Source organism: Limosilactobacillus difficilis, assembly GCF_947387495.1.
GTDB lineage: Bacteria > Bacillota > Bacilli > Lactobacillales > Lactobacillaceae > Limosilactobacillus > Limosilactobacillus difficilis.
This window is the reverse complement of sequence record NZ_CANDNU010000039.1, coordinates 1-14,513: the sequence shown is the minus strand read 5'-3', so window position 1 is coordinate 14,513 and position 14,513 is coordinate 1. Positions and strand designations below refer to the sequence as shown.

The 14,513-nt window shown below is 49.0% G+C and carries 10 protein-coding genes; 4 read left to right on the top strand and 6 right to left on the bottom strand.

Annotation, left to right across the window (positions count from 1 at the left end; all coding sequences use genetic code 11):
* Positions 1–125: 125 nt before the first annotated feature.
* From QOR82_RS07240 to QOR82_RS07215, 6 genes are all read right to left on the bottom strand, one after another.
* Entirely contained in the window at positions 126–2,357 is a 2,232-nt protein-coding gene (locus QOR82_RS07240) for a Rib/alpha-like domain-containing protein (RefSeq protein ID WP_283584111.1), read from the bottom strand.
* Positions 2,317–4,071 carry a mucin-binding protein gene (locus tag QOR82_RS07235; protein WP_283584110.1) on the bottom strand — a complete coding sequence of 585 codons (1,755 nt, stop codon included), beginning with the start codon at positions 4,069–4,071 and terminating at the stop codon, positions 2,317–2,319. Before QOR82_RS07235 ends, QOR82_RS07240 begins: the two co-directional genes overlap by 41 nt.
* 9 nt (positions 4,072–4,080) lie before the next feature.
* Positions 4,081–4,890 (bottom strand): Rib/alpha-like domain-containing protein, encoded by an 810-nt coding sequence (locus QOR82_RS07230; RefSeq protein WP_283584112.1) that lies wholly within the window; start codon positions 4,888–4,890, stop codon positions 4,081–4,083.
* Positions 4,820–7,318, bottom strand: coding sequence for a pectate lyase-like adhesive domain-containing protein (locus tag QOR82_RS07225; protein WP_283584109.1), 2,499 nt, complete (start codon positions 7,316–7,318; stop codon positions 4,820–4,822). Before QOR82_RS07225 ends, QOR82_RS07230 begins: the two co-directional genes overlap by 71 nt.
* Positions 7,319–7,807: 489 nt before the next feature.
* Complete coding sequence (locus QOR82_RS07220) at positions 7,808–8,638, bottom strand: exodeoxyribonuclease III (RefSeq protein ID WP_283584108.1); 831 nt, start codon at positions 8,636–8,638, stop codon at positions 7,808–7,810.
* Between the two features lie 97 nt (positions 8,639–8,735).
* Positions 8,736–9,662: a glycosyltransferase family 2 protein gene (locus tag QOR82_RS07215; RefSeq protein ID WP_283584107.1), complete on the bottom strand. Its 927-nt coding sequence runs from the start codon at positions 9,660–9,662 to the stop codon at positions 8,736–8,738.
* A 17-nt stretch (positions 9,663–9,679) separates the two neighbouring features.
* On the opposite strand from QOR82_RS07215, the gene QOR82_RS07210 reads away from it, so the two are divergent.
* The 4 genes from QOR82_RS07210 (at position 9,680) to QOR82_RS07195 (ending at position 14,410) form a co-directional block, all read left to right on the top strand.
* Positions 9,680–10,603, top strand: coding sequence for an IS30 family transposase (locus QOR82_RS07210; protein WP_283584106.1), 924 nt, complete (start codon positions 9,680–9,682; stop codon positions 10,601–10,603).
* Between the two features lie 55 nt (positions 10,604–10,658).
* Positions 10,659–11,855 (top strand): glycosyltransferase family 8 protein, encoded by a 1,197-nt coding sequence (locus QOR82_RS07205; protein WP_283584105.1) that lies wholly within the window; start codon positions 10,659–10,661, stop codon positions 11,853–11,855.
* Between the two features lie 26 nt (positions 11,856–11,881).
* Complete coding sequence (locus QOR82_RS07200; protein ID WP_283584104.1) at positions 11,882–12,892, top strand: beta-1,6-galactofuranosyltransferase; 1,011 nt, start codon at positions 11,882–11,884, stop codon at positions 12,890–12,892.
* 114 nt (positions 12,893–13,006) lie between these two features.
* Complete coding sequence (locus QOR82_RS07195) at positions 13,007–14,410, top strand: Na+/H+ antiporter NhaC family protein (RefSeq protein ID WP_283584103.1); 1,404 nt, start codon at positions 13,007–13,009, stop codon at positions 14,408–14,410.
* The last annotated feature ends 103 nt before the right edge of the window (positions 14,411–14,513 follow it).

Below are 14,513 nucleotides of genomic sequence, written 5' to 3'. Positions count from 1 at the left end.
AAAGGAAAAGAGAGACGAATGAAATCCGAAGGATTTATCCATCTCTCTTTATTATTAGGGACTTATGTCACAGCCCCCTTTCTTATTTTTCGGTGAAAGCTTCAATTAAGAGGGAAAGAGCTAAGCTAGTTTTCACGCTTCTTCCGACCAAGGAGACCAGCCAGGGCTGACATCATTGCGAGGCCAAGTCCGGCAGCTGCAGCAGCGTTCTTGTCATTGCCAGTTTGTGGCAGTTTCTTTGCTGAAGAGTTGTCATTTGACTGGCTGACCGCTGAACCATTGACTTTGGTACTTACCTGCGCGCTTGGTTGGTTAGCATTGGTACCATTGTCCGTTGCAACTTGCTGACCGTTATTGTCAGTTGCGTTGCCGTTATGGTTCTGATCAGTTTGCTGATTATCACTTGGCTTGCCATTGTGATTATGGTCAGTCTGGTGATTATCACTCGGCTTGTTCGGCTCAGTCTGGTGATCATCACTTGGCTTGTTTGGTTGCTGGTTGTCAGTGTAGGTCACGTGAGTTGGGATCGTGATTGGATCGCTGCCAGGTACCGTTACCGTGACGCTTGTGCTCTGGTCCTGACCCTTCTTGCTTGGATCTGGTTCTTGACCTGGTGTCCAAACAACCGTTGTCCCCTTTGGCAGGTTGCCCGGGTTGTTAATGACATCGGTTGGAGTGGTTGGGTCTTGAACGTGATCTTTGCCGGAAATAACGACGATCGTGCTACTCGTTTGATCCGTCGTCCCGTCTGGGTAAGTGACCGTTACCGGAATAGTGATCGTTGCCGTTGTCTGGTCGGCTGAAACATTGTAAATGATCGTTCCAGTAGTGTGGTTGATGTTGACCCAGGCTGGGACATCAGTACCGGAAGTAATGTTGTACGTTACACCGGTGCTTGGCTTCTTGTTGCCTTGCCACTGAACGTCAACCGAGGTCGTCTTCCCTGGAGTCGTAATGGCTTGCGGGTAGGACGGCTGGTACTGATCTGCGTCACTTGGCGTCGACGGGTTAGTCGGGTTGGTGACGTGAACCGTTACCGGAACCTCATCCTTCGAGCCATCTGGGTAGGTGACAACAACCGTGGCTACCTTATCCCCAGGTGTCGTGGTATCTGGGGTGGTTGCCCAGGTGTAGTTCGTGCCCTTTGGAAGGTCACCCTTATTCTTGATACCGTCGGCCGCGTTTGGCGTTTCACCAGTTTTGACATGGACGTCTTGACCTTGCGGTTCGTACTTGTCGGCGTCGGTTTGTGGATTCATGACGTGAACCGTTACGGAAACCTCGTCCTTCGAGCCATCTGGATAAGTTACCACAATCATTGCTGGCTTGTTGCCTGGTGTCGTGGTATCTGGGGTCGTCTGCCAAGTGTAGTTCGTGCCCTTTGGAAGGTCGCCCTTGTTCTTAATACCGTCAGCCGCGTTTGGCGTTTCACCAGTTTTGACATGGACATCTTGTCCCTGTGGCTGATACTTATCGGCATCGGTCTGCTTTGGCGTATTGTCCTTGACCGTAACCGTGACGTTAACGGTGTCTTGTGAACCGTCTGGGTAAGTTACCACGACCGTGGCAGTTTGATCACCGACCTTGTTGGTGTCCGGAGTCGTCTGCCAATTGTACTTCGTGCCGGCTGGCAAGTCATCTTTGTTGCTGATGGCTGTGTCAGCGCCTGGTACTTCTGCACCCTTGTTGACCGTGATGTTCTGACCTTGCGGTTCGTACTTGTCGGCATCGGTCTGGTTGTGGTTGTATTCAATGACAACCGTTTCGTCAGCACTGTTAGCATCGACACTCTTAGCAGCGATCTGGGCTGGGTCCGCAGTATAACCTTCAATTGAAGGTGCATCGAATTCTTTCCAAGTCCCCGTTACAGCATTGATGTCACCAGCAACGTGCCAGTTGGTATTGTATGTGATCTTACCAGTGACCGGACCTTGGTAACCACTATTGCCCTGGGCATCTTCGTTAGTAAAGTGAACTGTTTGGTATTCAACAGTTGGTTCCTGACCTGGCTCGTGGATCATGATCGTCCGGGTGACGTAGCGGTTCATGTTGTCGTTTATGCCATCTTTACCTGGCTTGTACGGTACTGGTGTGTCGGCTTCCTTAGTGTAGTTGATCTCGACAGTAGTGTTAACCGTGTCTGGTGTTACCGTTACCGCTGCGATCTGAGCTGGGTTAGCTTTGTACCCCTTTACCTCGGGAGCAGTGTAAGCGGCCCAACTACCGTTGGCGTCCTGACTGCCGGCCACATGCCAGGCGTTCCAGGCGATTTGGTCTGTCGCTGAATCTTGGTAACCGGCATTGCCTTGCGCATCCTCACGACTGAAGTGAACCGTCTGGGTCTTGGTAGCCGGCATTGCCCTGGCTGTCTTCGCGGGTGTATTCAACGGTTTGCGTTACCGGATCAATGGTCTTTTGTCCTGCCGGAACCTCGTAGTTGATCGTCCGGGAAACCTTCATGTCATCGCGACTAGCATCGTACTTCACTGCAGTGTTGCCCTGCTTGGTGTAGCTGATCGTCGCTGTAATGTTGTTCGAAGCAGCGTTAACATCTACCGCCGCAACCTGCATCGCCTTCTGGCCATTGACGTAAGAATCATAGCCCTTTACCTGTTGTACATTTTGGGCCTTGATCGTGTAAGTTGGCTGACCATCTTTAATGATGGAATCTTGCGGTCCTTGCCATGCGTTACAGGTAATCTGACCAGTTACCAGGTCCTTGACACCAGTCCGTTGGAACGGAACCGTAATGATCTGGGTCAGTGACGGATCAACCGCCGTCTGACCAGCCGGAATCGTCTGAATAGTTTCCGTTACTTCACGGTAAGTATCCTTGTTCTGACGATCAACCGGAACATTTTCCGTCTTGTGTTGAACTTTGTAGGTCAACGCCGCTGGGTCCTGCGTCCCAAATGTGATCTGGGTTGGCACTTGTTGACCTGGGACCAGTTCCCACTTAGCCGGAACGTGGTTAGCGATGTCAACAGCAACCGTTGCGCCGGTCTTCCCATTGACGGTAAAGCCACCAACCTGGTGGCCACTGCCATCCACGAAGTTGATTACTTGCGCGTGATCATTAGCCGTGTAGGTAACGTTGACCGTTTCGTTGGCTGATTCTGGCGTAATTGTTGCCGAAGCCGGAACGAACTGCTTGCCATCCTTTGTTGCGATCGTGGCGCCAGTAGCAGTAGCGGTGTAGCCGGCCTTGCTTACGTCAAATTGTGGGAAGTTTGTGACCGTTTCACCCGCATCGTTCTTACCAGCGGCCCAGGCAGTGTAACTTACTTGCTGGCCAGCCGGCTTGGCCAAGTCAGTAATCTTGGCCCGCGTATAGATGACGTGTTGTACAACCGGTGCACTTTCGCCTTCGACGTTGATTGTCCGCGTGATATCACGGTAAAGATCATGATCAGTCTGGTTATCGACACCTTGGTCGACCTTCACAACGTTTACCGTTACCGGTACATCGAAGTAACTGCCGTCAGTAAAGTGAATCCGCACCGTCGCAGCGGCGTTGGCATTTGCCTTGGCCAGGCTCGGCAGAGTTTGCCAGTCAACAGACTTCACGGCAGCGTGGTGAGCAGCAGTCAAATCAGTAGTGTTGACATAGTTAGCTGCATCGCCCAAGTCGGCCTTAACGTCAGTCGTGTCAGATCGAACGCTAGCCTTGTGGTTGTTAGCCGTTGCCCCGTAGATCGTCACGGATGGGAATGGGAACATTGCCACCGGACCACGGCCGAAGATCGGCCAGTTGACGTTGGAAGAATCAACCGTTGCGGAGTACTTCGGGTAGCCCTGGGCCTGGTTGTTATTGTTGTTGTCGTAGACCGTCGTGCCAGTTTCGTTATCATTAGCAGAAACGAGGCTGGATGGCTGGCCTTGACCCGTGATCTTGCCAAAGAGAGGCTTGCCTGCTGGGTTCCAAATAGCGGAAATCTGGCTGGCAGCAATCGTCTGCGGCGCCTGAACTCCCGTCGCAACCATGTCAGCCGGTACATCCCCGGTTTGGGTCAGAACATATTCTGTTCCCGCACTGTTCAGCGTATAAACGTATGGCTTGGTGTAAACCATGTGACCATTCTAGCTGGTCCAGGCACCCAAGCTGAAAGTCCGGATCACTGGTTGGCCGATGATATTCTTATCACTGGTCTTGTGCGAAATGACATTTTCTGCGTGAAGACTAATCGTATGGTTGGTACTGTCGATGATGTTGACATCCTGACCATCGTTCACCGCTACCGGAATTTCAACCGTCGTCGTCATACCATCTGGGTAAGTGACCATGGCGTTCCCGGAAGTCAGTCCTGGTTTGGTGGTATCTGGCGTCTTCGTCCAGGTGACGTTGGCTGGATAGCCATCGACCGGCATGGTGCCACCGTTGTTCAGGTTAGCAATGCCGTCCTTGGCGTCTGGAGTCTGACCCCTCTGAGTGTTGATTGCCTGAACTTCAGGAGCGTGGTTAACCACGACGTTCACCGGCACGTTTGTCTTGGAGCCATCCGGGTAAGTGACAACGACCACGGCCGGTTTCGTCCCTGGAGTCGTTGTGTCTGGTGTCGTTTCCCAAGTATAGCTAGTGCTATTTGGCAAATCATCCTTATTTTGGATGCCGCCCTGGGCAGCCGGAGTCTGGCCGGCAATGGTGTGCACGTCCTGACCCTTTGGGCTGTACTGTTCAGTATCCGTCTTCTTTGTCACTAAAACTGCTACCGTCGCCGTGGTAGTGCTGCCATCCGGATAGGTTACCGTGACCGGAATGTTGTAAGCGCCCGGCTTAACGTCGGTGCCCGGCTTGAGCGTTACCGTCCCGGTTGTTGGATCAACCGTTGCCCAGCTTGGTGTCTTCTGGCCGGTTGCATAGGTCGTACCGGCTGGTGCCGTTCTGGTCAGTGAAGCTTGGCTTAACCGTTGCGGTTTGACCCTGCTTGACCGTGGTTGCTGGGTATGATGGTGTGTACTTCTGGGCAACGTTGGTGATGGTGAACTGGGCATTCACGTGATCCTGGGTACCATCAGCGTAAGTTACCGTAACCGGAACCGTGTAGTTGCCTGCCTTGGCATTGCCATCGACAGTAATAACCCCAGTCTTGGCATCGATGCTGATCCCAGTCTGCGGAGTGTCAAGTTGGAAAGCGTCCGTGTTGGCCAACGGTACTTTGGCGATGTCAACAGCCGCCCCGTCCTGATTGGTAAAGCTTGGCGTGATGTCAGTCTTCTCGCCCTCTTTGATCGTGGTTTGTGGGTAAGCTGGCTGGAAAAGATTATTTTCCGCAAAGTCGGTCCCAATGCCGAGACTCTTGGCGTTCCACCAGCTGAAGTGGTTGAGGAAGTCGTTGTACTGAGCACTGTTTTGACCACTCGGCATGGTCAGGGTGTAGTTGTTGGCCCCGTTCAAGTACTGAGAGCCGGCACTGTTCCAACTGTGGCCAGCCTTAGTGAACCAGCAACCATCATCGCCACCCTGGTTCTTGTTGTGAAGGTAGTTGATCGCCCAAACGTGCTGACTGCCATTAGCGTCAACCAGGACAATTGGCGTTACCGTCGTGGATCCTTCCCCGTTGATGTAGGTGTCGTTAGTGTTGCGGCCACCATCATTGGCCCCTTCCAGCTTGAGGAAGTTACCGTACTGATCGCCATTCCGCTTCAAGGTGATGTTCTGCGGGTTGTTGAAGTGCAGTACGTTCTTCGCGCTAGTCCCAAACATAGAAATCAGGGCGCTCCAACCTTGGTTAGTGTTGGCCTTTAAGTGAGCTGGATCCATGAACAGATTATGGTGTGCTGAATCCTCGAGGTCCAGCCGTCCGCCGTTGACTTCAAGGGTGAGCGTCTGCCCACCGCCAAGGCCATCATGGGCACCGATTGCAACCAGTGCTGAGTCGGAGGAAGCAACACCGTCACGAATCACTTTCAAAGATGTGCCCTGGCCGATCCGCAAGGTTGGGTTGACAACATAGGCACCATTGTCAGCCACTTCAATTGGAGCGTAGGCCCGAAAGCCCATCAGGTCGATCCGGCTGTTGACGTTCAGACTAGCGCCATCTTGTAGGTCGATATCGCTGGCTTCGACCGCAATCGACTTGCCGTTGCCAAGGTTCATGTTCGCCGTAGCCCCGTTAGCCATCCGGAAAACACCGGCAGTAGCGGTATCAATGGTTGCCCGGCCGGCATTTCCAGTGAAGACCACCCCGCTGGCATTTTTGGCGGAACTGTTGATGTTCAGGCTGGCACCGCTGTTAATGACTGCATTGCCAGTAACCTTAAAGGCGGCAACTTCGGTACTACTGTTGCGGCTGGCATTGCTGTAATCAACGCTGGTCTGGCCATTCACTGTCAAGTTGCCCGCACTGATCAAAGCACTAGTCGTAGCGCCGTGCAGCTTGTTCGTCCCACGCAGGGAAACGTTCGTAGCAGTTGAGCCGTTGACGATCACGTTGGTGTCATCAGTAGTCGTGATATTATTCAAAGTGATTTCGTCGTCAGCTTTGTAGAAGTAGAAGAGGCCATATTGGTTCTGACTCTGAAGAGCTGGCATGTTAGCCAAAGTCAGGTGCCAGCCATCGGTCTTGTTTTCGGTGTTAGCGGCAAAGTTGATGTACTTGTCACCAAATTGCAGACTGTATTGACCGTTCCCGTCGATCGTCAGCGACCGGGCAATTCCGGATTTGGTGATATTGGCGTAGTTGCGGACCTCATCCATGGTGATATTGGCGTTCAGCTTGATGGTCTGAACTGCCGTATCCTGTAAAGCATTTTGAAATTCGGCAAAGTTATTAACCGTTGCGACGCTCTGGTCGTTGGTTTGTGCCAAAGCTACGAACGGGTTGCTGTCTGCAGCTGCCGCTTGCTGAGTATCAGCTGTTGCTTTGGTTGCAGATTGTTGCTGAGTCGTGCTTGCTTTGGTGTCCGCAGTCGAAGAAACTGCAGATGCCGGTGCTTTTTCTTTAGCCGTTGCTGATTGGGCATCGCTAGCGGTTGCCACTGCTTGTTTAGCCGCAACGGTTGACGTTTTGGCAGCAGTGCTATCAGCCTGGCTCGTTGCGGTTTGGTCCGCTGACTGAGCGACGCTTTGCTCCGTGACTGCTTGACTGGTCGTTGCGTTGTTTGCCATTGCTGATTGACTATTATTATTGTTTACTACCTTCACTGCCGGCGTATTGCTGCTATCCACAGCATCCGCATTAGCATAGGAATTAATTCCCATAAAGGTAAAGCCAATTAAAACCGATGCAACCCCCACTGTAAACTTCTTGATTGCGAAACGCTGCTTGTTCTGTGCTTGTTTTTGAATTTGCTCTTTCCGGTTATTCTTCGATAACATAATTTTAACCTCCACCATTCATAGCTGATCATCAATTAAATAATATCGTCGCATTATTCATTTTTAAAACGCTAAATATATATTATTTTCGGTTAACGTCCTATAACCTTACGGAGGCAAGCTTGAAATCGGTTTGATTTATTTTTGTTGTATGATTAATTTTGCATATATATGGCCTAGACGCCTTTGTTAAGGCATTTTTAGTAAGGATTTATTGTTAGCGGGTCTATTCCAATTAATACAAATTCGCTTGTTTTTCACCTATCATTTGATATAAATTGTTTGTCGGCAAATTTGTCGACAGTAAATCATGTATAATCCGATCAGTATTTATCATTTGCTTAATTATTTCATGAGATAAATAAAGTTCACACGTCAGGCACAAACCGCCGACTGCGGGCCAAAGAAAAAACGGGAGCGCAACCCGAAATTATCACTGACTTCGTCGTCACGCTCCCGTTGACCAGGAGAAAATATTTGCTTCTTAGTTTAAACGTCCAAGTCGATGTCCAGTTCAATCGGCAGATGGTCGCGCCGGGCACCCGTATCAATCATCTTGGAGTCCTGGATTCGGTCGGCAATATCGTTGCTGACCAGCCAGTAGTCGATCCGCCAACCCGAATTGTTCTTCTTGCTAGTTCGAACCCGCTGGGCAAACCAGGAATAGACCCCCGTTTTATCCGGATAAAGATGCCGGAAACTATCGGTAAAGCCGGCCTGGAGCAGTTTGGTAAAATGTTCCCGCTCTTCATCAGTAAAGCCGGCTGAGTGGTGATTGTTGGCTGGGTGGGCCAGGTCGCTTTCTTCATGGGCGCAGTTGAAGTCGCCGCTGGCCATCACCGGCTTTTTCTGAGCCAGACCAGCCAGATACTCGCGATATCGGTCGTCCCAGAGTTGGCGGTCAGCCAGCCGCTTCAAACCATTGCCGGAGTTCGGGGTGTAGACTTCGGTAACGAAGAAGTGGGGAAATTCCAGGGTGATGATCCGCCCCTCCTGATCCATCGTCGACGGAGCGCCGATTTCTGGATAGGTCACCTGTGGTTCCAGCCCGTTACGGTACAGGTACATCGTTCCTGCATAGGACTTGCGAGCCGGTTCCACCGAGCTGCGCCACACATAATCGTAGCCCGGAAAGATCTCTTTTAGGGCTTGGACGTGTTTTTTCAACGGATCCTTGCGCAACTTGGTTTCCTGAAAGGCGATCACGTCCGGTTGCCGATCCGCAATTGTCTTAAAAACGTTTCGCGTTTCTTGGGCCCGCGTGGAGGTCCCGGTTAGGCCGGCATTTAATGAATCGATGTTCCAACTGATGAGTTTCAAACGAGGTCACTCCTTAATTAAATTAAATTCCAAACATCAATCAGTATTTAAATTGATCATAATTAAGCAGTACTTATTTTTATAACTTAAAAGATGCTCAATCCTTCCTAGCATTTTCCAATACTTTTAATTGAAACACAGCATCTTCATATACATTATACCGACCATTATTCAAAGATGAGGTCGTAAGTTCCCGTAGTAATTTTTCATAATGCGATCTCAAATAATTAGTATCCATGCCAGCTGTATTCATAACTGCAATTCTTTCTTTTAGCGCCAGTGATTGTCTATAAATCAAATCATTATTTTGCTGTGCAGTAATTGAGTTGCTATTTTTCCGGTAAACGTAGTCATTATAGTTGCCAAAAGCAACTTTATGAGCCAGCAGGTATAGCTTCCACGTCGTGAACTCATCATCAACCATTGCCCGATGCCCGGGATATCGAACATGAGTGAAGAGAGTTTTCCTATACAATTTCCCCCAAGGTACTACAAAAATAGTCCCCATCTGCTCATAAGCGATTTTCAGCCATTCAGAAGCTGAGTAGGCTTTATCGTATTTTGTTTCTTCTGGATTAGGATAGAAAGGTACAAAATAGGTTCCTTTCTCATCCATCCGCAAATAAGAGCTGACTGCGATATCACATTGATACTCCTGCTGAATACCCACCAAATGTTGGACATAATCAGCAGTAACAAAATCATTCCCATCAATAAATACTATGAAATCACCATCAGCATGGCTAATCCCATTATTCCTGGCAGCACCTGGCCCGGAATTTTTTTGATATATAATTTTGACACGAGCATCGGTTTGCGCAAAATGATGGCAGATAGCTAAGGACTTATCAGTTGAGCCATCAATTACATATAAAATTTCAATGTTGTCATAACTTTGCTCGATTAAACTTTTAAGACATTGATTCAAATATTTTTCAACATGGCAGATTGTAAAATTTAAGTTGAACATTAAGTGGACAGAAAAACCCATCAAGGTCTTTAATGGTGTTACCGTACAATCCATTAGAAAGAAGGACCTTAATGGGCACCACTATTTTATCATTCCAGAACCGTGTTGTCATTGAAACACTTCATAATGAAGGACGTTCCTTGCGATACATCGCTAACTACTTAGGCTTTAGTAAGACCACCATCTTTAACGAACTTCACCGGCTCAATGGTGAATACCAGGCTAAGCTAGCGCAAACTGACTTTGAACAAAAGGTTAGTCAACGGGGGCGGAAGTCTTCACTCACTAAAAGCCTTAAGCACTTGATTGAGGAAAAGATTCAAGTCCAGAAGTGGTCCCCTGAACAAGTTGCCCATGTAGTTGGGATTGCCTATAAGACGGTCTATAACTGGATTGATCAAGGCTGGCTTGATGTACAGCTACCCGATTTGCCTGATCATGGAATTCGTCGTCATCGTGCTAAAGAAAAGCGTGGTACGTTCAGTCACGGCCGCTCAATTGAGGAGCGTCCTCATAAAGTCGAAACTCGCCAGGAGTTCGGCCACTTTGAAGCTGATACCGTACTTTCTGGCAAACGTAAAGGTCAAGCTGTGGCTACTTTTGTGGAGCGTAAGAGTCGCCTGACAATTGTTAAACGGCTCCATGGCCGCGACAGTCAGTCCATGACTCAAGCCGTACTTGAACTAGCTAGTCAACTTCAAGACAAGCTCAAGACGCTGACCGTAGATCATGGTAAAGAGTTCGCTAACTATCAGACAATTGAACGGCAAACTGGTACTCCGGTTTATTTTGCCCATGCTTATTCACCACATGAACGCGGTAGTAATGAGAACCGTAACCGAGTTTTGCGACGATTTATTCCCAAGGGACAAGCTATTGAAGAGCTGAGCGATCGCCAGCTGGTTCAAATCAATTGGTATCTGGATTCCCGGCCACTTAAATGTCTTAACTGGCGCACACCAATCGAGATCTTCCTGCTTAATTTACGTCATTAAATTCGTTCAAGTTATTTCTTGCAATCTGCCTTTTTAAAATTTGGAGTGAATTTTCATGGTTCAAAAAGTTTTTGCATTATCAGCTGATTATGGCTATATTAACCAAATTACAACAACAGTCAAATCGATTCTTTATCATAACCATGACTCGAAAATTTACGTCATTAATAAGGACATCCCCCAAGAATGGTTCAGCGGCATCAACAACCGAATCCGCTCTATCAACAGTCAAGTCATCAACACCAAAATTGAAGATAACCTGCTTAGTGATGAACATGTGTCACAGCCACAGATCAACGAGATGTCGTACGGACGAATCTTAATTCCAGAACTCATTGCCAATGAAGAACGGATCCTCTACCTTGACAGTGATGCTGTAGTCAATGCGGACTTGAGCGAACTCTTTGATATGGATCTAGGCGACCATCCTGTTGCCGCTGTCCCCGATCTGCTTTACGCTGACAATTTTAATTCTGGGGTCTTGTTGTTTAACATGCCTGTCTTAAAAAAGAATCCAGACATTGTACATCAGATGCTCCAGTTTGGTCTTGATTCGAACCTAAGTGAAGGCGATCAATCCGTCCTCAATCATTTCTTCAGCGACAAATATTATCACTTACCGTTAAAATACAACTTAGCCATCGGTTATGATTTTCTTTGCTATTATTACCCTGGTTTTGATCACCATTATTTTGAAAAAACCAATATTAAGGGAAGTATTGTTCACTTTACTAGTCCATGGAAACCATGGAAACAATTCTCGACTGGCCGTTACCACAACTTGTGGTGGCAATATTACGATCTGGAATGGTCAGAAGTAGTGCAGCATAAAGATTTACCCCAGACAATTGATTATGATGAAAAAGCCCAATTCTTCACTATGACAAACAGCGAAAACATTGAAGAGTTGGAGCACTTGCTTCAAGCATTGCCAGATTGTACTTTCCACATCGCCGCGCGCACCAACATGGGTGGTCAATTAACCAAACTCATCACTTACCCCAATGTTCGCTTATATGTGAGTGTAGTTCAAGTGGTAGTTGACCAATTAATGGCTAATGCAGATGCTTACCTCGATCTTAATTATGGTGAAAAAGACGACGAACTTATCCAAAAATACCAAGCAACCGGCAAACCGATCGTGTCCTTGGATGACGTTAATTCTAAAATCAAGGGAGCAGTCAATTACCACAGTTTCCCTCATGACGACCCCGAACAATTAGTACAATTTTTGCAATCACTGAAAAAATAAACATCGGCTAAAAAAGGAGAACGTCCATGAATTTTTATATTACCAACGTCAACGGAATTGGTGGAACCGCCCAACGTGCTCAAGAAATGGTTGCCCGGATTGCTCAAACAAATTTTGGCTTCACCCCCTTGGGAATTTACCGCTATACCTGGCCCGATGAACCGGGGCAAAGTTTGGGGGCGCGCATTGACGGGATCATCGCTTCTTTGCAAGCTGGGAAGCAAGATATCATCTTCCTTCAAATGCCGACATGGATTACCCCTGAATGGGATATGGAATTCATCAACCACATCCGGCCATATGGTATTCACTTAGTTATTTTTATCCAAGACATCTTGTCGGTCACCGATAACGCTTGGGATATTCTTAGCAGAGAAATCAACATCTACAATCAAGCAGAAGTAATCATCGCCCACTCTCAACAGATGATCGACTTTTTGAAAGAGCATGGTCTGACCGTTAAAAAGACCATTTCTCTGGACTTGATGGACCATGTGACCCCCTTTGAATTTAGTCACCCGGCTCAATTCCATCACAGTATCTCCTATGCTGGATCCTACGACCCCAACAAATCAAACTTTATCCGCAATTGGAACTACCCAGACGTGCGTTTTCGGATCTACTCCAAGCCCCAAGACTGGTTCGATCAACAGAACCTAGAATTTGTGAGTTGGAAAGATGAAGCCGAGTTGCTCTACGATCTGCGTAATAATGGCGGCTTTGGGATGAATTGGACCGATAACGAGAACTGGGAAAAATACTCCGCCATTAACGATAGCTTCAAATTGAGCACTTATATCGCAGCTGGTATCCCAGTGATCGCACAATCTAGTTTGACTCAACACCAAATGATCCAAGATAAGGGGCTTGGCATTGTCGCCGATACGCTTGACGAAGCTGTCGACAAAGTAGCACATACCACGGAAGAACAATATAACCAAATGGCCCAAAACGTTGAACATTTCGCTCCGTTGGTTCGCCACGGCTTCTTTACCAAACGCGCCCTAGTTAACGCCATGTTCGAGTTGTTCAATTAAACCATTAAGCGCTAGCCCCATCCCTGGCTAACGCTTTTTTTCTTTTTCCAATTGACTACCCAACGATTAGAATGCTTTAATAAAATTATCATCAGATTTAAAGGAGTGAGTCCCTTGAGCCAGCTCAAGAACAAAAAGGACCGGCCCGAACCGGTCTTTAGTTTTGGCGAAAGCATCGCCATCTTAATTGTGATCCTCTGTATTCTGGGCTACCTGATCATCTTTCAAAAGCAGGAGCCCCAAGCACCATTATTCATCGCCTTCACCCTTCTAGCCGTTTACGGCCGCCTGCGCGGCTTTAAATGGCAAACCGTCATGGACGGGATGCGCGAAGGGCTACGTGCCGGGGTCGATCCCCTGGTGATCTTTCTGTCGATCGGGGTCCTAATCGCTACCTGGATCTTCTCGGGGACCATCCCGACGATCATGTACTTCGGCTTTAAGATCATTTCTGTCCAGTTCTTCCTGCCTACCGTTTTCATCGTCTGTACCCTGGTCGGGGTGGCCTGCGGTTCATCATTCACGACCGTTTCCACGATGGGGATCGCCTTCATCGGAATCGGGGCAACACTAAAGATCAACCCGGGTCTGACCGCCGGGGTGATTGTCTCCGGTGCCTTTTGCGGTTCTAACATTTCCCCACTGTCCGGCACCACCAACCTGGCCGCCAGTGTCGGTGACATCAACATCTACGAGCACATCAAGTCCCTGATGCTGACTGACATCCCAGCCTGGTTCCTCTGCGTGATCGCCTACTCGATTCTCGGGCTTAATTCTAAACACGTCAGCCTGACCGCCGTCCACCAGATGATGCACGGGCTCGCTGATGGCTTCTGGATCTCCGGCTGGGCCCTCCTGCCGGTCGTCTTGCTGATCGTCCTGGCGATTCTCCAGGTCCCGGCTATCCCGTCGCTGGGCCTGGGTTCGCTCTTTGCGGCCTTCCTCGGCTGGCTGCACGCCCCGGCGACTAGCATTACGGCCATTACCAAGACCATCATGATGGGTTACGTTTCCCACACCGGTAACAAGACGATCGACACCCTGCTCTCCAAGGGTGGGATTGCCAGCATGCTGACCTCCCTGGCCCTGATCGTCTTCGCCCTGGCTCTCGGGGGACTTTTGATCAAGTTCCACATCATCAGCGCGATCATCGACCACCTGTCCGGCATCGTCAAGACACCAGGGCGGCTGACGCTGGCAACCGCGATCACCTGTATCGGGGTCAATTTGATGGTCGGCGAACACTACCTGGCCATCATCCTCCCCGGCCAGTCTTTCCGGGACGCCTTCGATCACTTGGGCCTGCCGCGTAAATACCTGACCCGGATCCTGAATGACGCCGGGGCCGCCATCAACGCGGTGATCCCGTGGTCGGTTTCCGGGGTCTTCATCGCCGGAGCCCTGCAGATCAACCCGCTGAAGTTCATCCCCTGGGCCTTCTTCCCGTTCTTGGTCACGATTCTCACGATCATCATGGGAACACTCATCAAAGCGCCCCAGGCCAGCGCTGTTAAATAACAAAAATGCGGATCAAGCTCTTTGGGTGATGCGTACCCCCAAAGTTGGAAATCGACTTTGGGGGTATTTTTTTATGACTAAAATTAGCATAAACACTAAGCTT

Bases quoted from the DNA above. Each gene is read 5' to 3' on its own strand.
- QOR82_RS07240 (WP_283584111.1), bottom strand. From the start codon at position 2,357: ATGCCGGCTACCAAGACCCAGACGGTTCACTTCAGTCGTGAGGATGCG.
- QOR82_RS07235 (WP_283584110.1), bottom strand. From the start codon at position 4,071: ATGGTTTACACCAAGCCATACGTTTATACGCTGAACAGTGCGGGAACA.
- QOR82_RS07225 (WP_283584109.1), bottom strand. From the start codon at position 7,318: ATGTTATCGAAGAATAACCGGAAAGAGCAAATTCAAAAACAAGCACAG.
- QOR82_RS07215 (WP_283584107.1), bottom strand. From the start codon at position 9,662: ATGGATTGTACGGTAACACCATTAAAGACCTTGATGGGTTTTTCTGTC.
- QOR82_RS07210 (WP_283584106.1), top strand. From the start codon at position 9,680: ATGGGCACCACTATTTTATCATTCCAGAACCGTGTTGTCATTGAAACA.
- QOR82_RS07205 (WP_283584105.1), top strand. From the start codon at position 10,659: ATGGTTCAAAAAGTTTTTGCATTATCAGCTGATTATGGCTATATTAAC.
- QOR82_RS07200 (WP_283584104.1), top strand. From the start codon at position 11,882: ATGAATTTTTATATTACCAACGTCAACGGAATTGGTGGAACCGCCCAA.